Here is a 25,873-nt window from a genome sequence, read left to right as displayed (position 1 = left end):
AATAAGAGGTGAAATTAACCCTGTATATTCATCAAATTAGCGAATATATAACCCCGTATATTCACCAAGTTGGTGAATATTTAACCCTGTAAATGTTACATTTGTAGCATGTATCATCGGAAAATACACTATCGGTTGCGGGATTGGGCACAATCTGAGAAACGCAAGCCGTTGGTATTGCGTGGGGCACGGCAGGTGGGCAAGACCACGGCTGTCATCGAATTTGCAGCAACGTTCAAACAATTCATTCATCTGAATCTGGAAAGGACGGAACACCGAAAACTGTTTGAAACAGAACGCCCGATTGCTGAATTGGTGGATGCCATCTTCTTTCAAGCAAGGAAGAACACGGAACTGCTTTCCGAAACGTTGCTGTTCATTGACGAGATACAGGCAGAACCAAAGACGTTTCCAATACTTCGGTATCTCTACGAGGAATTTCCCGACCTCAAGGTGATTGCAGCAGGGTCGCTACTCGAAACGCTTTTTGATGTGAACAGGAGTTTTCCTGTGGGAAGAGTGGAATATATGCAGATGCACCCCGTGAATTTTTCGGAGTTTTTGGGTGCCATTGGAGAGCATGAGGCACAGAAGGCACTTGAGTTTGTTCCTGTAAAGAGCTATGCGCATGACGAGCTGAAACGCTTGTTCAATACGTACGCTATTATTGGTGGAATGCCTGAAATTGTGGCTGAATATGCCGCAAGTCGCGACCTGACCAAGGTTTCAAAGCTATACGCTTCGCTCATTCAGGGATATTTGGAGGATGTGGAGAAATATGCGAAGAATGAAACGCAGCGACAGGTGATACGGCACGTGATAAATGCATCTTTCCTGGAAGCAGGAATACGTATAAAATTTCAGGGTTTCGGGCGGTCGAACTACCGTTCTCGCGAAATGGCAGAGGCTTTCCGTACGTTGGAACAGGCCATGGTCATCCGCTTGATGTATCCTGTAACAGGAACAACTTTGCCGCTTATTCCCGACCTGAAACGTTCTCCTAAACTACAGGTACTCGATACAGGTATGTTCAATCACATGTCGGGCGTTCAGCAGGAAATGGTGCTTCTCAGCGACCTTTATCCCATTCACCAAGGCAGACTGATGGAGCATCTGGTCATACAGGAATTTATTTCAATGCAATTGGATCCATTATTCAGGCCACATTTTTGGGTGCGTGAAAAGGTGAATAGCGATGCCGAGGTCGATATGGTCATACCTTTGGGCGCTGATCTTATTCCGATAGAGGTCAAGGCTGGAAAAACGGGGAAACTGCGTTCGCTCCATCAATTCATGGATGTTGCTCCGCATAGCATGGCCATTCGGGTTCATGGTGGAAATTTTAGTATTGAAAAAGTGAAAACCATTTCAGGAAAAGAGTTTCATTTGATGAATGTGCCTCACTACGCAGCAGCACAATTACCACATTACGTAAAACATTTGGCCGAACAGGTCACTTTCAATGGCTAAAAAGATCATCCCTAAAAAAGCAAAGCCTGCCAGATCAGGCAAGAGTCGTCATTGGTTCAAGCGCATCCTTCGGTTCATTGGCTTTACCATTCTGGCACTGTTCCTATTCAGCGTTGGGATGGTTGTCATCTATCGTTTTGTGCCTGTTCCAGTTACCATCTTGCAGCTAACACGATGCGTGGAGCAGTTTCAGGAAGATAAACCGATGGTGCTGTACAAGGATTGGGAACCGCTCGAAAACATCAGCAACAAATTGCAATTGGCGGTGGTCTGTGCCGAGGATCAGAAATTCCTGAATCACTATGGTTTTGACGTGGAGGCCATTGAAAAAGCCATTGAACACAACAACAAAGGCAAGAAAGTTCGCGGAGCAAGTACGATCAGCCAACAAACGGCTAAGAATGTTTTCCTGTGGGAAGGAAGAACGTGGGTGAGAAAAGGATTGGAAGTTTACTTCACTGGTTTGATTGAGCTCATTTGGAGCAAGGAGCGCATCATGGAAGTCTACTTGAATGTGATTGAAATGGGCGATGGCATTTATGGTGCGCAAGCTGCTTCTAAACATTATTTCAGAAAAGATGCGTCCAAACTTTCGAGCGCTGAGGCTGCACTTTTGGCAAGCATTCTTCCAAGTCCGAGAAGATATTCGGTTGTAAGGCCAAGTGGTTTTGTGCGAGGTCGCCAATCGTGGACAATGGGGCAGATGAGCCACTGGGGCGGAAAACTGGATTATGATAATCCGCCTGTTCACAAGGAAAAGAAGAAGAAAAAGAGGAAATAACCAATGGTCAGTTACAACCCAAAAAGCTGGTTCAGCATCATTTTTCAGTTACACAAGTACGACACCTTCCGTCAGTTACTTCCTACCATGCTTGTGTTGGCCTTTCTGACACTCGCCTTTTGCTATCTGGAAATTGAGATTCTAAACCTTGAGTACACGAGCACCATTGCCGTGCATTCGCTCATCGGTTTTGTGCTTTCCTTGTTGCTGGTTTTTCGAACAAATACCGCATACGATCGCTGGTGGGAAGGCAGGAAAAACTGGGGCGCATTGGTCAATAATACCCGTAATCTTAGCATCAAACTCAGTCAGATCATTCCTGAAGATCAAGTCGAGCGAAGGCAACTTTTCCGGGTGCTTATCACCAATTATGTGTTTGCCATGAAAGAACATCTGCGCAGCGGTGTCTTGCCTTTCGAGATGGAAACACATCCGGGTTTTGATCTGGACAGCGCATTGCAACGCGCACATGTCCCCAATGCAATCGCACAGCAACTCTATCATCAGATCTTACTTCTGAAAAAGGACGGTTTCATTTCGGATGAGCAGCTGATAACACTTGACAGTGAATTCCGCTCGTTGACCGATATCATCGGTGCCTGCGAACGGATTAAGAAAACGCCCATTCCGTATTCCTACAGCGCGTTCATCAAGAAATTCATCTTCATTTATGTGATGAGCCTTCCGTTTGGTGTGGTGCGCGATTTCGGCTACTCCACCATCTTCGTGGTCATCTTCATCTTCTATGTGTTGGCCAGTTTGGAGCTTATTGCAGAAGAGATTGAGGATCCCTTCGGGCGTGATGCCAACGATCTTCCTACCGATACGCTATCGGAGACCATCAAAGGGAATTTGAAGGAGTTGTACTGATTAGAAAAAGGAGAAAATGGAAAAATGAAAAACGTACTGCTAAACACGTTTTTCCCTTTTCTCATTTCATCCGTTGCAAAATCGAGACTTTTGGAAGAGGTCTTCTTATTCCTTTACAATAGCCACCACCACAACCCCGTGGATCACATGCCCCATGACGCTTCCTATCATCATTAGAACCATGGAACCTTCGGGCTGCGGCATTCCGCCCATGATGGCCCCCATGATGCCCATCATCACCTGTGCAAAGATGAAAACGGCCATACCGAAAGCCGCACCTTTCAGCAGTCTGTTGCCGATCTTCACTTTTGCTGCAAACAGGTAAACGTAAGCAGCAGCGAACACAATACCGATCATGAAGTGCATGGCCCAGCCAGCAGCAACAGGCATTCCTGACATGGATGAAAGCATCTCGGCAGGGTTCATTTTCGGCATGCCCATCATCGGAGCGATGAACATGATGGCGGTCATTACCGCTGTTCCGGCAACACCGGAAATAACTGATTTTGATACGTTAGAATTCATTTTACTTAGTTTTTGGTTTTTTGAATGTTTCTGAGGTATTGGTCGGACGGATTGCCAGTTCCTTACAGGTACCTCAGATATTTGTGGCACCATGCGAATCCACATAACGCTTTTCTTCTTGATGCTATCGGTTGCCGTTTCGGCCCAGACAGACACCGCTCAGGTAAAGCTGAACTGCAATGCCAAAGGACATCGGGAATGCATTCGCATCACGGCACGGGAAGTATTTGAGCATGGCTGCGAAGGGCAATGGTCGCACCATTGGAAACGGATGTCATACATAGGCGAGGCCTGCGTACAGGAGCGGGGTGAACGGAAAGGAAAAACCTACGAAGCGGTATTTGCCGCGCCTCATTATTTTGCCATGTTCTGGGTGAATGTGGCGGGGCTGACCAAGTATGCTTTCCGATCTAAAAAGAAACGATCAGCAGTTTCTAAAACCGAACCGAACTCATAGCTTAGCCGCATGACCACGCAAACGGCCACTTCAACCATCACCAAACTGGTGAACGACCACACGGCCGAGCTGTTAGCCTATGCAAAAGCACGGGTGAAGGATGCGACAAGTGCCGATGATCTTGTACAGGAAACCTTTCTGGCCGCTTACAAAGGCTGGGACAACTTCAATAAGGAGGCATCTGCAAGAACTTGGTTGTTCTCGATACTGAAAAACAAGTTGATGGACCATTACCGCAAGCACTATCGTGAAGCGGAAAAAATGGTTTCGACTGACGATTTTTTTGATGCCGATGGCAATTGGAAACCTGAGGCACAGCCACGGGCAGGTGAGGAAGTACATCTTTTAGATAATGCCGAATTCAATCGCGTACTGTTGCACTGCCGAAAACTGCTACCCGAAAACCTTTTTGCCGTCATTCAGATGAAATACTATTCAGAGTTGGATGCCGACCACATCTGTAAGGAACTGAACATATCACCGACCAACTATTGGCAGCTCATGCACCGCGCCAAACTGAAATTAAGAGACTGCCTGCAGAAAAACTGGACGAATGGGTAAGATTATGAACGTAATGATGCTCTCGTGCCGTAAGGCCACTGAGCTGATGGAGAAAAAGCTCGATAAGAAATTGAGCACTACTGAAACATTTCAGTTGAAGCTGCACATCAGCATGTGCAAGGCCTGTTCAGATTATCAGTCGCATACTACAATGATAGACGCGGCCATGAAAGACGAATGCGACCAATTGCCTCAAGTGCATGAAGAGTGCGAAGAGCTGAAAATGCGCATTCTGAAAGACCTCGAAAACGAAGAGAATAAGGAAAAGTGATTTTTTTTTCGAGAGGGGTGTAAGGAACGCTCTTGACCTCCGACCATCATGGTGTAAATCAAAAAAAACACTTACATCATGAAAACAATTTCAAGTTTATTTCTGGCTCTCATTCTCGTTCCTGTTCTGAGCGCATTCAAACCAATCGATGCACCAGCTTGGGACATTGACAATTCGCACAGCTCGGTAACATTTGCTGTCAATCACTTCCTTATTCCAGTTGATGGCCGCTTCAATAATTTTGAAGGAAGCGTGAAACTCGACAAGGACAATCTGCTGAACAGCAAGGCCGATTTCAGTATCGATGTGGCAAGCATTGATACCCGCGATGCCAAACGTGACGGCCACCTTCAAAGCGGAGATTTCTTCAACGCCAAGAAATTTCCGAAGATGACATTCGCCTCCACCAAGTTTGAAGACAAGGGCAATGGCAATTACGTAGTGCATGGCAAGCTCACCATCCGCGATGTGACCAAGGAAGTAGCGCTTCCGTTCAAGATCCTCGGTGAAACCGAGCATCCGATGAAGAAAGGAACGCTTGTGTCAGGAGTTCAACTCAAGACCACCATCAATCGTAACGAATACGGTATCGGGTCCGGAAGTTGGGCTGCATCAGCGGTCGTTGGCGATGAGGTGGAGATCAAAGTCACCCTCGAACTTACCCGTAAAGCATAGAACACATTGGTTGGTGGTTGGTGGTTGGTTTGGGCGGGCAGGTTGCATGAATTGCAACCCCCGCTCTACCAATTTCCGCAGCCGGACCTAAATGAAAATTCAAAATCAATTCAATAATCAATAACCAAAATCAATTAACATGAAGAAGAATGTTGCTTACCTACTGATGCTTGGCCTTTGCGGGTCGTTTGTGCTTAATTCTTGTACGAAAGAAGAGGACCCGGAGGAGTTCATTGCTGACAACAGCACCTTTGACGACTTTCTGAACTGGTCACTCGATGCCACTGCACAGGGTGCCGACCCCGCTTTGGCTGCTATGGCCCACGGTGGAAATGACAGCACGGTGGTGCGGAATGTATATTTCAAGGACGGTCAAGACCCTGTGAACGGTGAATATCCTGTCGGGACCGTGATCGTTAAGCATTCTTCAAATCCATCCGCTACGGTCAATGAGTATACCGCCATGGTCAAGAGAGGCAACGGTTTCAACCCAGGGAATGGCGACTGGGAGTGGTTCATGCTGATGGGCGAAGGGCAGATAGCCATGGACAACGGCATGGAAATGCGCGGAGCCAACCTGATGAACGGCATGTGTGGCGGTTGCCATGCGGGCGCGGCCAATCAGGATTACGTTTTTTCCAAATAAACATTATAACCGATGGCGGGTCTCATGGCCCGCCATCATTAAACCCAAAAACATGAAAACAGCATTTCTTTCCATCTTATCGCTGATAGCAGTGTTCTCCACAGCAGAAGCAAGCAGTTGGGCGGTTAAGCGCGAAAACCCGCCTGCCATAAACTATTTTGAAGGCTCTTTTGAAGAAGCCTTGAAACTTTCGGCAGAAACAGGTAAGCCCATTCTGTTGGAAGCCCATGCCTCGTGGTGTGGTGTATGTAAGAAAATGGCAAGCACCACTATGACCGATGGTCTTGTGGTAGAGACCGTGAATGCCAATTACATTTCTTTGAATATGGACATGGAGAAGGGCGAAGGACCTGCCTTGAAAGAGCGCTACGCCATATCCGGTTATCCGACCATGTTGGTGATTAACCCTGATGGAACCGTCAAAAAGACCATCAAAGGGTATGTTGGCGCTGCTGATCTGGTCAAAGAACTCAGTTTGGAACAAAAGTCCAGTTCTTCCGGTGGCTGTCCGCTCGGTGGGCACTGAAAAGAGAAATTGGAAATCTGAAAAATGAAATTCGAAACATGAAGATGATACACTTGAGAACACTGCCTGTTGCCTGTGTGGCCGCTGCGTTTCAGATCCTGACTGCCCAGACCGTTATGGCGCAAGAGTACCGCACTGCGGAAGAGGTGAAAGGAATTGAAGTGGGAGAGAGGGTAGCAGGTCTGCAAGGCGTACTGGCCGATGGCTCGGAATATGACCTTGACAAAGAGCTGAAGAAAGGGAAAACAGTGGTTATCTTTTACCGTGGACAGTGGTGCCCCGTGTGCAGCCGACATCTAAGCAATGTGCAGGACAGCCTGCAAGTGTTGAAAGATGCGGGCATCAACGTGGTGGCCGTATCTCCCGAAAAGCCGGAAAAGCTGACACGCACGCAGGAAAAGACCAAGGCCGCATTCACCTTGGTGCATGATCGCAATTATGCCTTTGCCAAAGCATTCGATGTGCTGTTCAGACCCGACCAGAAGACCTTGGGAGTTTACAATACCATGTTGGGTGCCGACCTCAAGAATGCCCATTCGGACGATAGCCAGCAATTGCCTGTGCCCGCCACATTTCTAATAGACACGGATGGAAAAGTGCTTTCGAAGCACGTGGACCCCAACTACAAGAACCGCGCATCGGTGGCTGCCATCATCGCGGCAAGTAAAAACTGAAACGATCATGAGCAGATTGGAACGCCATCAGAAGGCCATTGATTTCAAAACATCCGATTATCTCGGCAATACGGTGCAGCTTTCTTCCTACGAAGGAAAAAAGGTGCTGCTGAGTTTCTTCCGTGGTGCGGCCTGTCCGTTCTGCAACCTCCGATTGCATGAACTGATAAACGCCTATCCCGAATTGAAGGCACACGGACTGAACGTCATGGTGGTGTTCAATTCTACCGCAGCACAGATAGCAGAGTATGCCGGCAAGCAGCAGGCCCCGTTTCCGATCATCCCTGACCCTTCGGGCGAACTGTACAGGAAGTACGGAGTGGAAAGTTCGGCTTCGGGTATGGTGAAGGCCATGCTCAGCCCCAAACGTATGTGGCAGGTAATGACCAGTGGGTTCTTCAATACCAAGGCGGCCAAGGACAGACCCATTATTCCGGCCGATTTCCTCATTGGAAGAGATCAGCGCATTTCCGAAAGCCATTACGGAAAGCATTTCGGTGATCACCTCGAACTTGAACGCATCACACACTGGTCAAAAAGTTGATATGCGGAAATTCCGAGCACGGATATTGACCACCGTATTGATGGGAATGCTGCTTTTGGCAGCGTTTCTCATCTATGGGCAATACAAACGAAGTCTCGACCTGTCTGAGCGATTGGTGTTGGAGCGCTTGCGTTCGGTGGCAACTACCTTGGAGCCACGGTTGGACGTTGAGCTTTTACAGGCGCTTTTCGAACAATATCCCTTAGGTTCTTTCGACACGATACAACTTAAAACAGACTCGGTTTACGGCCAGTTCAGTCGCATTCTTCGGAATGCGTTCGATGCAAACGAATTGAAAACCCCAATCTACACGCTTACCTGCGATAAGGACACCAACCAATTGCGGTTGGGCATTTCCAGCCATGGCGTATCCACCTACGGGCTACTTTACACCTCGCATGTACAGGAACATTTGGATGTTTATGAGCAGGGTGGTGTAATACCTGTGTACACGGATGCTTACGGAACGTGGCTTTCTGCGCTTATACCATTGCGTACTGCCGATGGAAAGCAGATTGCAGCACTGGCCGTTGACTATCCGTTTGATGATTTTGTGATGTATGCCGAAGACGATGCCGTGGCCAATATCAGGGCGGCATTGGGCATATTCAGCGCTATTGCCATCATCCTTTTTGCAGCGCTAAGCGTGATGATGCGATCGGATGAGAAGCGTCAACTGGAGTTGAAACAGACCCACGAACAGTTACGCGAAAAGACCGAGGATCTGGAGGCCGGCATCCGTTATGCAGCACGTATGCAGACCTCACTTCAGCCCAGTAGGGACGAACTTTCTGACTTCTTTGCCGATCAACTGTTCATTGATCTGCCAAAGGACACCGTAAGTGGCGATTTCCTTTGGTTTCACCGCTTGGATGAAAACCGTGCATTGGTTGCCGTGGCTGATTGCACAGGGCATGGCGTTCCGGGTGCGCTCATGACGATCATGGGATATGATCTGCTCAACGATGCCGTGAACATGGAAGGCGCTACATCTCCTGCGGGCATTCTCAAGTATGTTGATATGCGCATCTGTAAAGCTTTCGGTTGCCAGCAGAGCGGACAATCTTCAGATGGAATGGACATGGGCATTTGCCTGATCGATCGCTCATTGGCCACAATCACTTACGCTGGAGCACGGAGGCCGCTTTTGGTAGTGCGTGATGGCGATACACAATTGGTGGATGCCACACGCAAAAGCATAGGTGAACAGCAGTTGAACGGAAGTTCATTCATGGATGTAGCATTGCCCATGACCCCATCAGACCGATATTTTCTCTATTCAGACGGGTTGCAGGATCAGTTCGGTGGCGAACAAGGAAAGAAACTGGGACATCGTTCCTTGCGCAGTTGGTTGGCCTCGCTCAACGGGCCAATGGCCGATATAGGAAAGGCCCAACTTATCTCAAAACTTCATGAATGGAAAAGGGCAGAGGAGCAGGTGGATGACATCTGTCTGTTCGGGTTTTCAGTCTGAAGGCGAATGATGAAAAAAGAAAAACGCGCCCACTGCGAGACACGTTTTCCCTTTTCTCATTTCATCCGTTGCAGGCGTTCCTTGAGTAGCCATTGCGGTTCTGAACGTCTAAGTTTCTGTCTTTCAGATGAAAATTGCTGTGTTTTAGACCAATTTTTCAGTTCCGAACAGGAAAATTGCTGTTCTGGACATGAACGTTTCGGTGAATCGCAGAAAAATTGCTCCGAAAAACAGCAAAAATGGTGTCTCGGACAGCCATTTGCATGTTCGAGGCACCATTCTCGTAGAGATGCAACGCAAATACTTTCACCACATCAGGAAGGACTGCTGGTATCAGATGGGGTTTCTGGAGTTTCAGGCTCCGTTGGTTCAGTAGAGGTCGGTTTCGGACCACGGCCAGGGAATTCCTTCTTAAGATCCTCGTACAGTGGCGTGATTCCCGGAATGTTCTGCTGTTCAGACAACAACGCCACATAGTTGTAGATTGAAAGGCTGTTCTGCCAAAGGTCGTATCCGGTAAGCAGCTTGGTGTCAGAAAGCATGTCAGTCAATTCCGCAAACTGCTGCACAAAAGGCATCAGGTCCCCGAACGCGTTGAAATCCTTGTCGTGCTCCACTGCATCCACAAAGAATGGAATGATCTGCGGATACTGTTGCATATAGCTTCTCACCTTCAATATCCACGCAATGCGTTCATCGCCCACCGAGCCGAACTCTTTTCTTCCATCGGGTGTGAGGTTGATGCACTTAGGGTTCAGAATACCGCGGATGGTGGTCAGCGCAGTGTTCAGGTCCGTCTTTTCCTGTGCCGTCAATTCAAAACTGATCTTGTTTACACTCATGATATTTGGGTTTTAAGGGTTTACACGTTCTGTTTGGTCTTCTGGAAAACGGAAGAACTCATGGTAGCTATAGTCCAAGCTTCGAATGACTTTTTCCAGATAATCCATAGTGATATTGACCTTTGCATTCTCAATTTTCCAGATATACTGCCTATCCACTTCCAACCTGTCTGCGAGTTCCTGTTGGGTCAAACTCTTCCGTTTTCGGAGTTCCCTTATCCTATCTCCAACCAAGTTCCTCAACGACTACAGGTAGTTGTAATACAAATGGAAAGCCTTCGTTTGGATTTCATGTAACCCTGTGAGGGTTACAGTTCATTTTGAGCAACGCATCCACTGACATGATCCTTAAGGGGTGGATTTGATCAATCCTGTTTTCAGACGGTAAGCAATGGATGCTGTGAATGAGACATCATTCATTGAATGGCCATTGTTTGTCTCAAACATTCGCGCGGGTGCGTTCAACCACCGGGCCTCAACGCGGCAGAAAAGGTTGGGAATGGGCACGAAATCAGCATTCACAGAAAGGCCGAAGGTTGTGAAAGCATAGCCATTGAGTGGGGCGACAATGACACCTGACCGGTCGTGGTAATATTCAGCCCTTGTTGCCAAATACCACCTGTTGCTCACCTTCACCCTTCCGATAATGACGGCACCGAACCACGCTTCATAGGCATTGCTTGCCCTGCTCCGTTGCTGTATGCCCGCATCAAAACCGAGGGTGATGCCAACACGCTTCGAGACCGCGATAATGGAATAGAGGTTGCTGAAATAGCGCATGCGTCTGGTGGTGTCGGGGTCGTCCGTTCCAATGAAGGTGCTCCAATTGAAGCTGAACTTGGAGGATGGCCGCGCACTGAGCTGTGTACCGAAAGAAGGGATGGAGTTTCCTCCAACGGTGCGAATGCGCTGCCAACCGTTCAGCACAAGAGCCGTGATGTCGATCTTGGAAGTGGGGCTGTAGCTGAGTTTGGCCCCTGCAAGGAAATAGGGTGAATTCTCTGCAATCAACGAGCGTGTCAGCGTCCAGTTATCAGTTCCGATGGCACTTTCGAAACCGATGTGCGAACCGAAAATGCCCGCATCCAGCCACAGCTTGTTCTTTCGGTCGATGGCAAGGCCGATGCTTGCTTCATGGATGTTCTTGAGAACGGGCGGTTCAGCCGCATAGTTGTCGGCAACATAAGTACCCACCTGCAAGGCCAGTCCAGCGCGATACTTGGCGTGGGTTAGGCTGAATTTCAACAGCCCCAGGTTCAGGTTGAACTGGCTGTGCCTGTTGTAATTGTAAAGGAATGGTTGTCGGGTTTCGGTTTCAGGCCGATTGATACTGTACGAATAGAAGGTTTCTAGGAAAACCGTAAGGTCGAGTTGCGGTTTTCCTGACCAAGCTGTATCGTTCTGGGCCACTGTTTCCAGCGTCAGTAGCTTGGTGAGGACGAACAGAAGGATGAGTGTGGGCCGCATCACTCGACAACGGCCGTTTTCACCCCGAAAAGCGCATCCACCTTTGACACGTTTTCTTTTGAGGTCAACACGGCCACTATATCACCTACGTTTATGCGCGTATCGCCTTCAGGCACAATGAGCTGACTGCTGCGTTTGATGACCACAACCCTTGAATTTGCGGGCAGCATCCGTTGCTTGTTCAGTTCCTTTATCAGTTTCCCTTCAACCACCGATCCCGCAGATACTTCCAGTTCAATGATCTCAATGCCATCGCCCAGATCAAGGAATTCCTTCACATTCGGTTCCTGAACAGCACGGTAGAGGTATCTTCCGTTGAGGCGATAAGGGCTTTCCACCACATCTATGCCCAATTGTTCAAAAACAGGGATGTACCCTTCCCGGTTGACCGAACTGACCAACCTTTTGGTGCCCAATTCCCTTGCCAACAGCACCACCATCATGTTAACAGCATCATCACTTGTGGTGATAATAATGGCATCGGCCTGCTCGGCCTTTGCCTCCATAAGCACCTCTGGGTTGTTTGCCAAGGCATTTATCACAATGCAATCGTAATGGGAGGACACCCACTCGGCCCGTTCCTTACTTGCTTCAATGACAAAAACTTCGTGATGGTCGGCAATGGCCGACTCTATGACGTGTTTGCCTGTTCTTCCTGCGCCTACTATGATTATGTGCATGAGTTTGATTTTATATGATTCGTGGTTTTGAACCGAACAACAGTACCCTGGTGAGTACGAGCACGGGTATGATCTCCAATCTTCCGGCCCACATCTGAATGATGTAAACTATTTCGAGGATGCTTGACATGGAAGGGTCGGTTATTCCAGTGGAAAGTCCAACCGTACCTTGGGCTGAAGCTGCTTCAAAAATGGCGTCAGCCAATGTGAAATCGGTTCCCATGAGGGCAACCGTGATCATGGTTGAAATGAAGAGGAATAGAATATAAATGAGAGTGAAAATGCCCGCATTGGCCAATTCTCTGTTCATCCTTTCAGGAAGTAGGGTCTCTCCATTGAATTTCACGGCCTTGATGGTATTGCGAGACAGGAACACCTTGGACACATGCCAACGTAGTCCTTTTTGAAGGATGAGCGCTCTGAGTATCTTGATACCACCAACAGTGGCACCGGCCGAACCTCCTACTATCATGGCTGCGGCCACAATGAAAAGCACCGAAAGGTCGTCCCACGCCCCGATATTGGATGTCTGCCAGCCCGTGGTGGTGAGGGCGCTCACGTATTGGAACGCACCTTCGCGCATCGAATCCGACACGATGCCCGAATACATCAGCAATACCGAAAGTCCGATGCTACCCAGCACACAGGCAATGAGCATGGCGCGCGTCTGAATGTCGTTCCAAACCTCCGTTATCCTGCCTTGGAACATGAAACGATAGAGAAACGGTATGGATAGTCCTCCGAGGATCATGGGAAGAATGAAAAGTGCATCCATTTTGGCCGAGCCATATCCGGCAATGCTGTCGTCCAAGGTGCTGAACCCGCCTGTTGACTGTGCGGCCATGGCGTGGTTGATGGCATCGAACAGGCTTTCTCCCAAGGGATATTCAGGCAGGATGAGGAGCGTTCCAATGAAGATATACGCGGTGACCAACAGGGTCAGCGTGAGATAGGTCTTCCAAATGGCCTGTGCCGTTTGAATGACCGTTGTGCGCAGCTTGGTCCCGCTTGCTTCCGACCCATAAAGGAGCATGGCCCCTTGTCCAGGAAGCTGCCGGAACACGGCCAAGGCCATCACAATGAAGCCCGCACCACCGACCCATTGCGACAGCGAGCGGTAAAAGAGCACGGTCTTGCCTACGGATGGTTCATGATAGGCCATGGTCAGCCCAGTGGTGGTGAAGGCACTTGTGCTTTCAAACAGGGCGTGCAAGGGATTTTTGAAGTTCAGTAGACTCGATGTGTAGTCCTGTCCCGCAGGCACGAATTGTTGCATGACCTCCAACGGGGTCAGATGGGCGGCCACGAAATAGGGCAATGCTCCCAGCGTGATGATCATGATCCAGCCGAGCGCGGCAATGGCGAGGGAATGCCGATACTGGGGCTCCTCAGTCTTCCTTAAAGAGCGGTAGATGAGATAGGCGGTGGCAAGAACGAAGCTGCCCGAAAGGGCAAAGCTTGCCAAGGAATACCATTCGCCATAGATGATGGCAACGATGGATGGGATGAGAATTACAAAGCCCAGAATGATCTGAAGGCTAGCTATCTGTTTTATGAATGTTCGGTACATCTTCTCAATTCTTTTCGGTGCTTGTGCCCAGGTGGATCTCTTTAGAAAAACACATCATAGAGAACGATGAGGATGAACAATAAGATGAGGGAAATGATGGAAGGCCACTTGAGGTGTGCCACTTCCTTTTTCCAATCTTGGAATGAGGTGTAGGGTTTTTCGTCTTCGTCCTCTGGCATGGCTATTTTCCTCTTTTCTTGAATGCTTCTCGAATGCCGATGTAAAACATCCAGACCACCAGCCCGACCATGATGGTAAGCCCTATTACCTGCATCAGATGGTCTGAAGTCAGGTCAACATTCGGTTCAAGTAGAAGTGTGTCTGCCACGGTTTGAAGCATCAATGCTTAACGGGACGAAGTAAGTCCTCAGCGCATAAGGGCAGAATAAAAGAAAAGGGGCAGGTATAAAGATTGTATAAAGACTATTGGAAGCGGTATCCAATGCCTGTTTCGGTGATGAAGTGTTTGGGCGCATTGGGGTTGTCCTCCAATTTTTTGCGCAGTTGCCCCACATACACCCTCAGATACTGCGTTTCGGTCTGATAACCGACACCCCAGACCTCTCGCAGAATGAACTGATGGGTGAGCACTCGGCCTTCGTTCTTTGCAAAGAGCACCAGCAGATTGTATTCGGTGGTCGTAAGCTTCACCACCTCACCATGGCGTTTCACCACGCGGGCAATCAGATCCACTACAATGTTGCTGAACTGTAGAACGGTCTCTGCATGATCGGAACTGCTACGCCTCAGCGTTGAGCGTATCCGCGCCATCAGTTCGCCTGTTCGGAAAGGTTTGCACAGATAGTCGGTGGCACCATTGTCGAGCGCGGCTACAATATCTTCCTCACTGTTCCTGACCGATAGCATGATGATGGGGCGGTCGTACCATTGACGTAGTTCTTTTAGCAACTGGTGTCCATCCTTGTCTGGCAGACCGATGTCGAGAAGAATAAGGTCGGGCGGGTGATTGGCGGCCAATAAGATGCCTTCTTTGGCCGTTGCGGCCTGATTCACCTTGTAGCTATTGCTTTCCAGGCTGATCTGTAGCAACTTCCTTATCTGCGGTTCATCATCAATAATCAGAATTTCGGCCTTATTCATGTTCGAGTTTGTTCATTTTAGACGTTTCGGCAGGAATGCCAATGGTAAATCTGGCACCTCCAGTAGGTACGTTCTCCAATTTGACAGAACCACCAAGAACTTCCACAAATCCTTTGACAATGGACAGTCCGAGACCGATACCACCGGAAGCAGCTTCAGGCAAGCGATAAAACTTATCGAAGGCAGAGATGATGTGTTCCTCTGGAAATCCTGGGCCGTTATCGATGATCACGATACTGAACCCTTCTGAGGTTCCATGCGCCTCAATTTTCATGGTGGCTGTTGGTGGAGTGTGCTGCACCGCATTTTGAAGAAGGTTATGAACCGTCTGCGCCACCAGCCCGTGGTCGGTCTTGAACAACGACAGGTCGTCATTGCTTTCGAATTGAACCGTTCTTTCAGGCCAAGTTGCCCGAATATCAACCACCACCTTGTGCACCAGTTCATTCAGGTCGCACCAGTCATTCTTTGGTTGCAGTACACCCGCTTCCAATCGGCTCATGTCGAGAAGATTTCCGACCTGACTGTTCAGTCGCAGCCCCGCGAGTTCAATTTCATTGATGAGTTCCGATCGGTCGGCTTCGGACAAGCGGTCAGCGTTTCCTTTAATGGTATCGACCGAACCGATGATGGTGGAGATCGGGGTTCTCAATTCGTGCGAAAGCGAATTGAGCATCGTATTGTAAAGCCTGATCGTCCGTTCCCGACCTTCCTTATCCTGCGCCTGTTTTTCCAACTGTCTGACCTTAAAGGTGAGAACCGCATTGATCAAGGCCACAGCGAAGTACATGATGAACAGAAGCGTGTCCTCGGCAGATTCTATCACAAACTTGTAGGTGGGAGGAATGAAAAAGAAATTCCATACCAAAGCACTCAGTACGGCTGTGGCCAAGGTTGGCAGGATGCTGAATACCATGGCCAGGAACGAAACTTCCAAGAGTAGGATAAGGGCTACAACCCTATACCCAATGGCATCGGTCACAAAATGACAGAAAACCGATGTAAGCACGATAAGCAGTAGGCTTATCAGGTATTGGTTGGCAGTTTTCTGCAACCAGAAAATCAGAACCGAAGAGGTGAGTTTATTCATTCAATGAAATTCGGCAATCCTATTTTGCTGCCAAAACTCAGAAACTATTCAGAAAAACCTGAATGAGTTGTTCTGAATTTGAAGAAGGAGAAAATGAAAAAGGGAAAACGTGCCCATTCGAGACACGTTTTCCCTTTTTCCCTTTTCTCATTTTACTTTTTTCCCAAATATGCCGTCAACATCCAAACAGTCTTTTCCTGCTGCGTGATGTAATCACTCATTTGCGAATTCGTTCCTTCATCGCCAGCTTCTCCTGCCATGTCAAGGATTTTCCGTTCCATTTCCAATAACGTTTTCAAATTGGCGAGAGTTGTTGAAACGGTTCCTTGGCCATCATGCACATTTGCAGCTTCCTTAATGGTCGAATGTTCCAAATACGAAGTAAAGGTGTGGTAAGGGGTCTCTCCTAAAGTCAGAACGCGTTCTGCAATTTCATCCACCTTCAGAATCGCATCGTTATACAACTCTTCAAATTTCAAGTGAAGTTCAAAGAAACTTGATCCTTGAATGTTCCAATGAAAACCACGAAGATTCTGATAGAACATTTGATATGTTGCCAAAAGCGTATTCAACTCCTTAGCCAGTTCATTCGATTGATTGGTGTTCAATCCTATTTGATTTGTGCTCATCTTTTCTGTCTTTTCGGTTTTTTTAAAGGTCGTCTATTCAAGTCGGCTTGGTATGACTTAGGTCACATGGGCTAGTCATCGTACGAATTTCGCTCTTCCGGCTTGTCACTTAAATATTGAATGAATTCATACTCATTGCCATCCGCATCTATAAAGTAATCGCGTATGCGGTGCTTTTGTTCAGTCAACGGGTAACTGCGCTTGTAACCCGCATCAGAAAGACGCTTGCCGACAGCTTTTGCGTCAGCTACCACAAATCCCATGTGATTGAATCCGAAAGAGAGGTAATCATCACTTCCTTTCTTCTTGTCGAAAGATTCGCTGAGTGCTAAATACGATTCGTCTGTTCCAATGTGGAGCCAACGTCTTTGATTGTCCTCGCCACCTCCGCGTATTTTAAATTCAGGCATGGCTGTTTGAATGAACCTGACTGCCTCATCCAAATTGTTCACCGTAATGTTGTTGTGTTCTAAATATGATTGAGTTTTCATGATGTAGTTGTTTATGGATAATTATTTCTGATACAAAGGTGCTAGCTCAATCATTATCAGTCAAATCAATAGTATCTATATTTGAATAGTTTAAAACTATTTAATGACACTTCAACAATTAGAATACATCCGCGCACTTGATATTGAACGCAACTTTGTGCGAGCTGCCGAGCGATGTTTTGTGACACAGCCATCGCTCACGATGCAAGTACAAAAGCTCGAAGAACAGCTTGGAGTCAAGATTTTCGATCGATCTAAAAAGCCGCTCATTCCAACACCCTTGGGCGAGAGAATCGTGGCGCAGGCTTACGCAGTCCTTCGCGAAGCGGAACGTTTGAAGGAGTTGGTGAAAGAACAGGAGGGAAAACTCACGGGCGAATTGAAGATAGGAATCATTCCAACCTTGGCTCCCTATCTCTTGCCACTTTTTGTACCTCTATTTGAGCGTGATTTCCCGAACATCCGTCTGCTGGTACAGGAACTCCAAACCAACATGATTGTGGAGAAACTCCGAAAAGATGAACTTGACCTGGGTATTCTGGTTACTCCAATAGAGGAAAAAGGTATTCAAGAAATGGTGCTTTTCAACGAGCCAATGGTTGGATACGTGGGGAGAAATCATCGCCTTTTCTCAAAAGCTGAAATTGCCGTTTCCGACCTCGATCTGGACGACATTTGGCTTCTTTCAGAAGGTCATTGTCTTCGCGCTCAAGTGCTCAATATTTGCAAAGCACATCAGAAAGATGAGACGCACACTTTCGTATTCGAAAGCGGTTCCTTAGAAACGCTAGAACGATTGGTTGAACATCATCGTGGCATGACGATTCTTCCATTTCTTGCAACCATTAACCTTGATGATGCAAAGCGAGAATTGCTTCGTGAATTCAAGGGGAATCTGCCCATTCGAGAAGTGAGTATCGCCACCAATCGTGTGCACGTAAAAACCGCAATGATCAATGCTTTGGCCGACTCCATCCGAGATTCAGTTCCTGCACGTTTGTTGGAAGCGCAAGGCGAAGTGGTGGCGCTCTAAACCGACATATCGTTTAATTGGATGAGCTATTGATTGATTCTCCACTGATTAAATGCGCCAACATCTTTACCTTCATGGCATGGAAGCATATTTTTTCATCTGGCTCAAGGTTTTCGTCATCGTCACATTGCGATACCTGTTTTTTGCATCGCTCGTCTTCTTTCCGTGCTACTTCTGGTTCAAGAATTCAATCGCATGGCGAAGGATTCAGGCCAAATTTCCAGTTCGTAAAGACTATCAGCGCGAGATTGGTTATTCCTTGCTCACCTTCGTTTTCTTCGGGCTTTCAGGCCTACTCGTATTTGTCATAAAAGACCACACACAGCTTTACGCGAACATATCCGATTACCCGATCTGGTGGTTTGTGCTCAGTATTCCCGTTGCTCTTGTGATTCACGACACCTATTTCTACTGGACGCATCGATTGATGCATCATCCAAAGCTTTTCAAGGCCTTCCATCTGGTGCATCATAAAAGCACAAATCCAACGCCTTGGGCTTCATTCGCGTTCCATCCGTTGGAAGCTATGGTCGAATCTGGGATCATCATCGTTTTGGCATTCATTATTCCCATGCACTTGTACGCGCTGATGCTTTTCCTTGTGGTTATGACCATGGAAAACGTGATGGGACATCTCGGTTACGAATTCTTCCCGAAATGGCTTACGCGGAGTAAGCTCGGGTTTTGGCTCAATACGAGCACGAATCATAATATGCATCACAAGTATTTTGATGGCAATTATGGGCTCTATTTCCGTTGGTGGGACGAGTGGATGGGAACAACACATGCCAAGTACACTGCGACTTTGGAGGAGATTCAGAATCGCAAACCTTCCGAGCAGAAGAAGCGTATTTGTGAGGCCGAATTGGCTTAGTTGACGTATTTCTTCAAATTCGTCTTCGACTGACGCCAAAGCTGTCGTAATTCAACGACCTTTAGCGAACCCACATCATCATAATTGCCTAAATGGCCCAAGATCTTATTCAAAGAGTAAAATTCGCCCCACGCGAAAGCAAGGATGGATTTGCAAAAACGCTTAATCAACGCGTGGATGCCTATTTCAAAGACAAGCATATTTCCAAGTTTGCAGATGCACGTATGTACCTCAAATCGGTGGTCATCGTTTCTGCCTATGTCGTTCCATTGGCCTTAATGCTGGCTGGAATCACCACTTCTACAATGGCAATCGTTCTTTCGTGGATGGTTATGGGCGTGGCCATTTCGGGCATTGGAATGTCGGTGATGCATGATGCAAATCATGGTTCCTATTCGGAGAATGAATTGGTCAATAAGTTCGTTGGCTATTTCCTGAATATGATCGGTGGTAGTGCCGAAAACTGGAAGATCCAGCACAATATCCTTCATCATACCTATACCAATATTGATGGTTTGGATGCTGATACCGTGACCTTTCCTATGTTACGATTTTCGCCTTTTGCCAAGCGCAGAGCGGTTCATCGCTATCAGCACATTTATGGTTGGTTCTTCTACGGATTGATGACGGTTAGCTGGATTTTTATGAAAGACTTTAAGCAGCTGGTTGATTACAAGAATTCGGGCATGACGAATAATTACGATACTGGTTTTGGGCTGATCACCTTACGCATCATTCTAATAAAAGCAGCTTACCTTTTCGTTACGCTGGCCTTGCCGATTTACATTTTACCACTTCCTTGGTACGGAACCTTGGGCTGTTTCTTCATGATGCATTTCATTGGCGGATTGATCCTTGGAATGGTGTTTCAATCAGCACACATCATGGAAATCTGTGAGTTCACGAAACCGAACGATGAAGGAAAAATGAAGGACGAATGGGCGGTTCATCAGCTTCGCACCACCACAGATTTTGCTCCAAACAATAAGCTCGTCACATGGTTTGTTGGTGGTTTGAATTTTCAAGTCGTGCATCACCTTTTTCCGAAGGTGAGCCATGTTCATTATCCTAATTTGGCCCCGATTGTGAGGCAGACAGCAGAAGAATTCGGAGTGCCTTACCATTGCATTCCAACCTTTACCGAAGCGGTTCTCGGCCACGGAAAAATGCTGCGCGCTTTAGGAAGAGAAGATATTCCGTCTTCGATGGTTGTACTTTCCTGAAACGATTTCGGATTTCGATTTTACTTTTTTCGTGCTTTTATGAGTTTACCTTTGCCGCATGCTGAAAAATGACCTTTTACTGCGCGCAGCGCGAGGAGAAAAAGTAGAACGAACGCCAGTTTGGCTGATGCGTCAAGCGGGTAGAATCCTTCCTGAGTACAGGGAAGTCCGTGCTAAAATGGGCGGCTTCAAAGAGTTGGTCGAAACACCTGAATTCGCCTGCGAAGTGACCATCCAACCTGTTGATCATCTTGGTGTGGATGCGGCCATCATTTTCTCAGATATTCTTGTCATTCCCGAAGCAATGGGATTGCCATATCAAATGGTAGAGAAGCGTGGACCTTGGTTCGAGAATACGATCAGAACTGCAGCCGATGTAGAACGAATGATTGTTGCTGAGGCTGATGGCGTTCGTTATACGATTGATGCCATTGCCATGACCAAAAAAGAACTGAATGGTCGAGTTCCATTGATCGGTTTCGCTGGTGCGCCATGGACCATTTTCAGTTATATGATTGAAGGTGGAGGTTCCAAGACCTTCTCAGATGCCAAGAAATTCCTTTACACAGAACCTGTTCTTGCTCACAAGCTTTTGGAGAAGATCACGCTTAGCACCATCAATTACCTGAAAGGACAAATAGAAGCTGGTGCGGACATCGTTCAAATTTTCGATAGCTGGGCCGGTATTCTTAGCCCAGAACAATACAGGGAATTTGCATTGCCATACATTGCCAGAATCTGTGACGCGGTCAATGAAGTTCCCGTTACCGTATTTGCCAAAGGGGCTTATTTTGTCCGAAAGGAATTAGGTGAGCTTAATTGCCAAACAATCGGTCTTGATTGGAACATGGATATAGCCGAAAGTCGTGCGTTGGTCGGTTCCAGCAAAACGTTGCAAGGAAATATCGACCCGTGTGTTCTTTATTCAGAAGATGAGGTCATTGTATCCAAGACCAAAGAAATGCTTCAGGCATTTGGCCCCAACCGACACATTGCCAATCTTGGCCACGGAGTTTACCCAGACATCGATCCACAGAAGGTGAAATTGTTTGTGGATACGGTGAAGGGGTTCCGATTCAATTAGCGAGAAAAATCTTCAGTCTTTCTTCGAAAGCCGTAGGATTCAGTTCAAACGACTGATCCGCTTCCGCAGTACCTCCAAGCATCATGTCCCAGTCAATTCCCAAAGCCTGACAGAGCCAATAATATTGTGTTCCAATTCGGTTGTTGGAGCACAATTCGAGCACTTTCACTTTTGAATGGTTGCAGAAAGCGAGGTTGGTCATTCCAGCGCCATGAATGCCTATAACATGACTCGCAGAATTGAACAATTCAGCCTGTTGCTTTACATCCAGGTTCCCAGGATCAACGATTTCTATTGAATGTTCGTTTAAAATCTTTTCGACAGCGCTCCAGTTCGTGATATGGCGAGTACCAGTTCGATTGACGAAAACTGCCTTTCTGGATCCGATGGTAGCGTCTTGCTTTATGAATAGTTGCTTCGTCCGAAGCCAATGCTCCTTTCCATAAGGCATCGGCCTTGCAATGAAAAGTTCCTCCACCTGAACGGGCAAGTCAATTGGCTGCCAATTCAGTTTTGAAAGCTCGGTCTGCGTGATGAAAAACTGAAAGAATGGCTTCGAAAAAACCTGTCTTCCCACCAATAATGGACAGTCCATTTCCATGAAAGCTTCAAGCAAATAGACCTTGTGCAGTACGTCCGACAGAAAATGGAAATAGTTGATGCCCATACTTCCATCAAAAAGGATTGCCCGATCAAGACTTCTCTTGCTGCCAAGCAATTTCGCTTTCAGCGTTGGAATAGGGGAAGGTAAATTACTTCTAGTTCGGATACTGGTTCCAATAATTGTGTCCAAGCCATCTATCGCATAGCCGTATTGTGGTTCCACCAAAGCGTTTTTCGCTTTCACTATGATCTCATTGTGAAACCATTTCTCATTATGATATTTCACCGCAACGTTTACGCGCTCATCAGTAAATTCAGTTGGAAAATGTTCGAATGGTTTGATCTCAATGCGATGAAGCACTTCGACTCCGACATCTTCTATTTTCCAAAAAGCCGATTTGATCCAAGCGTTAATATTCATTTGAGTGCTAATATTGCTTCAAAGAAAGCATAATCAAGATTGTTCTGACTATTAATAATTCGATGGGCAGAAAGTTGCTTCTTGAAGTTGCTTGACTAAATTCGATTGTGCATTTACCGTCCATCATACAGATATTGGTCATGCTTGCGTTTCCTGTCCTCGTCATTGAGGTGGTGAAACGGAATAAACTCGCTGGAATGGTCGGCCCGGTCATTCTTTGCTATGCTCTCGGATTGATAATGGGGAATGTGCCGGATTCTCCGGTGAACATGAAATTGAGTCAGGATGTGGCTGAAGGCTGCGTGCCATTGGCCATTTCGCTGATGTTGCTGTCCACCCGTTTTATGGCGTGGCTCAAATACGCGAAGCAGACCGCGAAATCTTTTGCCTTGGCGGTAGTCGCAGTGTTGGTTTCTTCTTTCTGTGTTTCAGCATTTTTCCATTTGCGCGAAATGGGTGTCGATGATGTATGGAAATTGTCAGGAATGATGGTTGGAGTATACACAGGCGGAACGCCCAACTTGGCCGCTATTGGTACAGCGCTTGGTATTTCGAATGAGGTTTTCATTGTGCTGAATGCCTGTGATCTGATGCTGAGCGCATTGTATCTGATGTTGCTGCTATCGGTGGCGCAGAAATTGGCTCTCAAATTCTTGCCATCCTTTGTTCCGCGTGAAGCTGACGATAGGGATGAAACCTTTCATTATCAACGCTTACAACAAATGGTGTCGAACACGAAAGTCGGATTATCGTTGCTTTCTGCGTTTGGAATCTCCGTGGCAATTGTTGTTGCAAGCATTGGTTTCTCCATATTGATTGATGGAAAGATTACTGCGCCATCCGTCATTCTTGCAGTTACGACATTAAGTATCGGAGCTTCATTTATAAAGAAAGTGCGCTTCCTCCCGCGTACCTACGAATTCGGAGAATATTTCCTACTCATTTTCTGCATGGGAATAGGATCCATTTCCAACGTTCAAAAAATGTTGGAAGCAAGCCCAGAAGTATTGTTCTATGTGTCGTGCGTTTTTGTTGGAACACTTAGTGTACATTTTCTTCTTTCGTGGATATTTAGGATTGATGCCGATACTACATTGATAACCTCGGTTGCTGGAATCTTTGGTCCGGCCTTTATCGGCCCAGTGGCAAGTGTGCTCAAGAACAAAGATATTGTGGTGAGCGGTTTAACTACAGGTCTGGTCGGTTATGCCATTGCCAACTACCTCGGACTTGGAATGGCGCATTTCTTCCATGTGGTGTTTCCGTAGAAGCGCAATGTTTTGCGCCTCTAGTTGCGGAAGATGTAAATTCGCGAACCATGTCTCAAGATAAAATATTCGACCTCTGCATCGTTGGTGGAGGAATTGTAGGAGCGGCTACCGCCTACAGTTTTCAGCAGGCGTATCCTGATCTGAAAATTCTTCTGATTGAGAAGGAAAATCGTCCAGCACCGCATCAAACGGGACATAATTCAGGTGTTATCCATTCGGGGATTTATTACAAACCAGGTTCTTATAAGGCTAAGAATTGCGTGAAGGGTAAAGACCAACTCATTGCCTTTGCCAGAGAACATGGGATAAAGCATGATGTCTGCGGAAAGATCATTGTGGCAACGGACGAAAGCGAGTTCCCACATATGGAAAAGGTTTTCAATAATGGCATTGCCAATGGACTGACCGACAATCGCTGGATCAATGCGGATGAGATCAAAGAAATTGAGCCGCATTGCACGGGCATCAAAGGCATTTGGGTGCCTTACACGGGTATCATCGATTTTGTGGGCGCAACAGCCAAAATGTTGGAGATAACGGAGTCGTTGAACTCAGCAAGCAAGGTCATTTTTGGTGAGGAAGTCCTTTCCTATGTTGAAGAAGAAGGAGTAAAGAAAATTCGAACGGATAAGGCGAATTACAAGGCCATGTACATGGTTTTCTGTGGCGGATTGCAATCAGATAGATTGGCCAAGAAGGATGGCGTGAAACTCGACATGTCTATTGTTGGTTTCCGTGGCGATTACTACGAATTGACTGATGCTGCCAAGTATAAAGTGCGGAATCTCATTTATCCCGTTCCAAACCCGGAGTTTCCTTTCTTGGGAGTTCACTTTACGCGTATGACAGACGGAAGTGTAGAGTGCGGTCCGAATGCCGTGTTCACTTTCAAACGCGAAGGATACGGTAAACTGGACTTCAGTCTGCGCGATACGGTCGAGGCGCTTTCATTCAAAGGAACTTGGAGTCTGCTCTTCAATCATTTTGGATTCGCTTACAATGAATACAGAAGAGCTTTCTCGAAACGATTGTTCCTGAAAACGCTTCAACGCTTGATTCCTGATCTGACGATGGATGACCTTCAGCCAGGAAGAGCAGGAGTGAGGGCAATGGCACTTGGTCTTGATGGCGAAACCATCGATGATTTTAGAATTGAGCAGAAAGGGAATTCCTTACATGTATTAAATGCACCAAGTCCAGCGGCTACGGCCAGTTTGGCTATTGGCAATCAAATAAGGGAAATGGCAGAGGAGCGTTTTGCGCTAAAGGATAAGATCAATCTGTAATCCGGTACTTCTCTGTAAACGTATCCCACTTGATGATGAATTGTTCCATGATCTCATCAATATTCTTGAGTAGAATCGGGTCAGGAGCATTCAGGTTTTTGAAATAATCCTTTTGGAAATCGTTCAGTTTGTACTTGTGAAAAACCGCACGGCTCATGGCATAGTGCGTATTCTTTGATGGATAATTGATCTTCTTGAACAATGCAATGGTGTTGTTGATGGCAGAACGCATGGTTACGGTGTCCACGCCATATACACTCGAAAGTTTCTCAATGGTCAGTTGACGGATTCTGTCTTCCTGACCTTCGTGGAAATAATCTTCCAAGAGGTCAAAATTCCCAGCAACAACAATCATCAGGAAATCATCCTGATTCTCTGGGTTTACAAGGGCTCGCGAAATCAGGTTCACATCATTGTTCAACAGATCGGCCACTTCGGCAAAACTGGAATCTACAGCGTTGAAAATGATATTGACGAACAGTTCGGCTACCTTTTCTTCTGATACCTTCTTCTTAAAAATGGAGGTGATGCCTAAGGCCATTGATATGTAACTGTTGGTTTAAGCAAAGTTATGTTCAGGTTAACGGGGATCAAAGCAGTTCTTCGTTCACTTGTTAACAGGGTTTCGTTAAAAAGAAGGCCTCGAAATCTGACGATTCCGAGGCCCCATCCGATGGTCCATGATAACTCGATCAACCAATAAACCAAGCAAAAACGACCAGCATTTGCGTATC

General features: G+C 47.0%; 32 protein-coding genes. 18 read left to right on the top strand and 14 right to left on the bottom strand.

The annotated features are described in order from the left end of the window. The first annotated feature begins 108 nt into the window (after nucleotides 1–108). Genes K9J17_07095 through K9J17_07085 form a run of 3 tightly spaced genes read left to right on the top strand, consistent with a single transcriptional unit; the run spans nucleotide 109 to nucleotide 3,121 of the window. The gene (locus K9J17_07095) at nucleotides 109–1,470 is read left to right on the top strand and encodes an AAA family ATPase (GenBank protein ID MCF8276483.1); all 1,362 of its coding nucleotides are present in this window, start codon (nucleotides 109–111) and stop codon (nucleotides 1,468–1,470) included. Beyond that, complete coding sequence (gene mtgA, locus K9J17_07090; protein ID MCF8276482.1) at nucleotides 1,463–2,251, top strand: monofunctional biosynthetic peptidoglycan transglycosylase; 789 nt, start codon at nucleotides 1,463–1,465, stop codon at nucleotides 2,249–2,251. Before K9J17_07095 ends, mtgA begins: the two co-directional genes overlap by 8 nt. A gap of 3 nt (nucleotides 2,252–2,254) precedes the next feature. Then, complete coding sequence (locus K9J17_07085) at nucleotides 2,255–3,121, top strand: hypothetical protein (protein MCF8276481.1); 867 nt, start codon at nucleotides 2,255–2,257, stop codon at nucleotides 3,119–3,121. Between the two features lie 105 nt (nucleotides 3,122–3,226). Here K9J17_07085 and K9J17_07080 read toward each other — a convergent pair whose 3' ends face one another. Beyond that, nucleotides 3,227–3,646 carry a DUF1440 domain-containing protein gene (locus K9J17_07080; GenBank protein ID MCF8276480.1) on the bottom strand — a complete coding sequence of 140 codons (420 nt, stop codon included), beginning with the start codon at nucleotides 3,644–3,646 and terminating at the stop codon, nucleotides 3,227–3,229. A 91-nt stretch (nucleotides 3,647–3,737) separates the two neighbouring features. Here K9J17_07080 and K9J17_07075 point away from each other — a divergent pair, with 91 nt between their 5' ends. The 9 genes from K9J17_07075 to K9J17_07035 all read left to right on the top strand — a co-directional run bounded on the left by K9J17_07075 (nucleotide 3,738) and on the right by K9J17_07035 (nucleotide 9,474). Next, on the top strand, nucleotides 3,738–4,103 hold the full coding sequence (locus tag K9J17_07075; protein MCF8276479.1) for a hypothetical protein: 366 nt from the start codon (nucleotides 3,738–3,740) through the stop codon (nucleotides 4,101–4,103). Nucleotides 4,104–4,112: 9 nt separating this feature from the next. Continuing rightward, entirely contained in the window at nucleotides 4,113–4,664 is a 552-nt protein-coding gene (locus K9J17_07070; protein ID MCF8276478.1) for a sigma-70 family RNA polymerase sigma factor, read from the top strand. Next, nucleotides 4,657–4,935 carry a zf-HC2 domain-containing protein gene (locus K9J17_07065; protein ID MCF8276477.1) on the top strand — a complete coding sequence of 93 codons (279 nt, stop codon included), beginning with the start codon at nucleotides 4,657–4,659 and terminating at the stop codon, nucleotides 4,933–4,935. The genes K9J17_07070 and K9J17_07065 overlap by 8 nt, the downstream gene beginning before the upstream one ends. 78 nt (nucleotides 4,936–5,013) lie before the next feature. Next, nucleotides 5,014–5,610, top strand: a complete 597-nt coding sequence (locus tag K9J17_07060) for a YceI family protein (protein MCF8276476.1) — start codon at nucleotides 5,014–5,016, stop codon at nucleotides 5,608–5,610. A gap of 139 nt (nucleotides 5,611–5,749) precedes the next feature. Next, nucleotides 5,750–6,256, top strand: a complete 507-nt coding sequence (locus K9J17_07055; protein MCF8276475.1) for a cytochrome P460 family protein — start codon at nucleotides 5,750–5,752, stop codon at nucleotides 6,254–6,256. 52 nt (nucleotides 6,257–6,308) lie between these two features. Beyond that, on the top strand, nucleotides 6,309–6,782 hold the full coding sequence (locus K9J17_07050; protein MCF8276474.1) for a thioredoxin family protein: 474 nt from the start codon (nucleotides 6,309–6,311) through the stop codon (nucleotides 6,780–6,782). Nucleotides 6,783–6,820: 38 nt separating this feature from the next. Next, nucleotides 6,821–7,456 carry an AhpC/TSA family protein gene (locus K9J17_07045; protein ID MCF8276473.1) on the top strand — a complete coding sequence of 212 codons (636 nt, stop codon included), beginning with the start codon at nucleotides 6,821–6,823 and terminating at the stop codon, nucleotides 7,454–7,456. A 7-nt stretch (nucleotides 7,457–7,463) separates the two neighbouring features. After that, nucleotides 7,464–8,000 (top strand): AhpC/TSA family protein, encoded by a 537-nt coding sequence (locus K9J17_07040; GenBank protein ID MCF8276472.1) that lies wholly within the window; start codon nucleotides 7,464–7,466, stop codon nucleotides 7,998–8,000. Between the two features lies 1 nt (nucleotide 8,001). After that, complete coding sequence (locus K9J17_07035) at nucleotides 8,002–9,474, top strand: SpoIIE family protein phosphatase (GenBank protein ID MCF8276471.1); 1,473 nt, start codon at nucleotides 8,002–8,004, stop codon at nucleotides 9,472–9,474. Nucleotides 9,475–9,788: 314 nt separating this feature from the next. Here the strand turns inward: K9J17_07035 and K9J17_07030 are convergent, their stop codons facing one another. The 11 genes from K9J17_07030 to K9J17_06980 all read right to left on the bottom strand — a co-directional run bounded on the left by K9J17_07030 (nucleotide 9,789) and on the right by K9J17_06980 (nucleotide 17,344). Continuing rightward, on the bottom strand, nucleotides 9,789–10,316 hold the full coding sequence (locus K9J17_07030; protein ID MCF8276470.1) for a hypothetical protein: 528 nt from the start codon (nucleotides 10,314–10,316) through the stop codon (nucleotides 9,789–9,791). A gap of 12 nt (nucleotides 10,317–10,328) precedes the next feature. Then, complete coding sequence (locus K9J17_07025) at nucleotides 10,329–10,559, bottom strand: helix-turn-helix domain-containing protein (GenBank protein MCF8276469.1); 231 nt, start codon at nucleotides 10,557–10,559, stop codon at nucleotides 10,329–10,331. Between the two features lie 105 nt (nucleotides 10,560–10,664). Continuing rightward, the gene (locus tag K9J17_07020; protein ID MCF8276468.1) at nucleotides 10,665–11,783 is read right to left on the bottom strand and encodes a porin; all 1,119 of its coding nucleotides are present in this window, start codon (nucleotides 11,781–11,783) and stop codon (nucleotides 10,665–10,667) included. Beyond that, nucleotides 11,783–12,463 carry a TrkA family potassium uptake protein gene (locus K9J17_07015; GenBank protein MCF8276467.1) on the bottom strand — a complete coding sequence of 227 codons (681 nt, stop codon included), beginning with the start codon at nucleotides 12,461–12,463 and terminating at the stop codon, nucleotides 11,783–11,785. The genes K9J17_07020 and K9J17_07015 overlap by 1 nt, the downstream gene beginning before the upstream one ends. Nucleotides 12,464–12,473: 10 nt before the next feature. Next, on the bottom strand, nucleotides 12,474–14,033 hold the full coding sequence (locus tag K9J17_07010) for a TrkH family potassium uptake protein (GenBank protein MCF8276466.1): 1,560 nt from the start codon (nucleotides 14,031–14,033) through the stop codon (nucleotides 12,474–12,476). A 41-nt stretch (nucleotides 14,034–14,074) separates the two neighbouring features. Further along, nucleotides 14,075–14,212, bottom strand: coding sequence for a hypothetical protein (locus tag K9J17_07005; protein ID MCF8276465.1), 138 nt, complete (start codon nucleotides 14,210–14,212; stop codon nucleotides 14,075–14,077). 2 nt (nucleotides 14,213–14,214) lie between these two features. Then, nucleotides 14,215–14,361: a hypothetical protein gene (locus K9J17_07000; GenBank protein ID MCF8276464.1), complete on the bottom strand. Its 147-nt coding sequence runs from the start codon at nucleotides 14,359–14,361 to the stop codon at nucleotides 14,215–14,217. Nucleotides 14,362–14,456: 95 nt separating this feature from the next. Then, nucleotides 14,457–15,134: a response regulator gene (locus tag K9J17_06995; protein MCF8276463.1), complete on the bottom strand. Its 678-nt coding sequence runs from the start codon at nucleotides 15,132–15,134 to the stop codon at nucleotides 14,457–14,459. After that, complete coding sequence (locus tag K9J17_06990; protein MCF8276462.1) at nucleotides 15,127–16,224, bottom strand: DUF4118 domain-containing protein; 1,098 nt, start codon at nucleotides 16,222–16,224, stop codon at nucleotides 15,127–15,129. Before K9J17_06990 ends, K9J17_06995 begins: the two co-directional genes overlap by 8 nt. A 152-nt stretch (nucleotides 16,225–16,376) precedes the next feature. Next, the gene (locus K9J17_06985; protein ID MCF8276461.1) at nucleotides 16,377–16,853 is read right to left on the bottom strand and encodes a DNA starvation/stationary phase protection protein; all 477 of its coding nucleotides are present in this window, start codon (nucleotides 16,851–16,853) and stop codon (nucleotides 16,377–16,379) included. 71 nt (nucleotides 16,854–16,924) lie between these two features. Beyond that, the gene (locus tag K9J17_06980; protein ID MCF8276460.1) at nucleotides 16,925–17,344 is read right to left on the bottom strand and encodes a VOC family protein; all 420 of its coding nucleotides are present in this window, start codon (nucleotides 17,342–17,344) and stop codon (nucleotides 16,925–16,927) included. A gap of 103 nt (nucleotides 17,345–17,447) precedes the next feature. Here K9J17_06980 and K9J17_06975 point away from each other — a divergent pair, with 103 nt between their 5' ends. The 4 genes from K9J17_06975 to hemE all read left to right on the top strand — a co-directional run bounded on the left by K9J17_06975 (nucleotide 17,448) and on the right by hemE (nucleotide 21,558). Then, entirely contained in the window at nucleotides 17,448–18,377 is a 930-nt protein-coding gene (locus K9J17_06975) for a LysR family transcriptional regulator (protein ID MCF8276459.1), read from the top strand. A 79-nt stretch (nucleotides 18,378–18,456) separates the two neighbouring features. Beyond that, nucleotides 18,457–19,251 carry a sterol desaturase family protein gene (locus K9J17_06970; GenBank protein MCF8276458.1) on the top strand — a complete coding sequence of 265 codons (795 nt, stop codon included), beginning with the start codon at nucleotides 18,457–18,459 and terminating at the stop codon, nucleotides 19,249–19,251. Nucleotides 19,252–19,343: 92 nt separating this feature from the next. Continuing rightward, nucleotides 19,344–20,474, top strand: a complete 1,131-nt coding sequence (locus K9J17_06965) for an acyl-CoA desaturase (protein ID MCF8276457.1) — start codon at nucleotides 19,344–19,346, stop codon at nucleotides 20,472–20,474. A 58-nt stretch (nucleotides 20,475–20,532) separates the two neighbouring features. Continuing rightward, nucleotides 20,533–21,558, top strand: coding sequence for a uroporphyrinogen decarboxylase (hemE, locus tag K9J17_06960; GenBank protein MCF8276456.1), 1,026 nt, complete (start codon nucleotides 20,533–20,535; stop codon nucleotides 21,556–21,558). On the opposite strand, the gene K9J17_06955 is transcribed toward hemE, so the two are convergent. Then, nucleotides 21,551–22,582 (bottom strand): glycosyltransferase family 61 protein, encoded by a 1,032-nt coding sequence (locus K9J17_06955; GenBank protein ID MCF8276455.1) that lies wholly within the window; start codon nucleotides 22,580–22,582, stop codon nucleotides 21,551–21,553. The two genes, hemE and K9J17_06955, sit on opposite strands and share 8 nt — an antisense overlap. A gap of 140 nt (nucleotides 22,583–22,722) precedes the next feature. On the opposite strand from K9J17_06955, the gene K9J17_06950 reads away from it, so the two are divergent. Together K9J17_06950 and lhgO are read left to right on the top strand one after the other, a co-directional pair. Continuing rightward, nucleotides 22,723–23,850, top strand: coding sequence for a DUF819 family protein (locus tag K9J17_06950; GenBank protein ID MCF8276454.1), 1,128 nt, complete (start codon nucleotides 22,723–22,725; stop codon nucleotides 23,848–23,850). Between the two features lie 50 nt (nucleotides 23,851–23,900). Beyond that, the gene (gene lhgO, locus K9J17_06945) at nucleotides 23,901–25,139 is read left to right on the top strand and encodes an L-2-hydroxyglutarate oxidase (protein MCF8276453.1); all 1,239 of its coding nucleotides are present in this window, start codon (nucleotides 23,901–23,903) and stop codon (nucleotides 25,137–25,139) included. Here lhgO and K9J17_06940 read toward each other — a convergent pair. Then, complete coding sequence (locus K9J17_06940; GenBank protein ID MCF8276452.1) at nucleotides 25,129–25,680, bottom strand: hypothetical protein; 552 nt, start codon at nucleotides 25,678–25,680, stop codon at nucleotides 25,129–25,131. The two genes, lhgO and K9J17_06940, sit on opposite strands and share 11 nt — an antisense overlap. Nucleotides 25,681–25,873: the final 193 nt, after the last annotated feature.

Source organism: Flavobacteriales bacterium (genome assembly GCA_021739695.1).
Classification (GTDB): domain Bacteria; phylum Bacteroidota; class Bacteroidia; order UBA10329; family UBA10329; genus UBA10329.
Note: the sequence above shows the minus strand (reverse complement) of the source record. Positions and strands in the feature narration are given on the sequence as shown.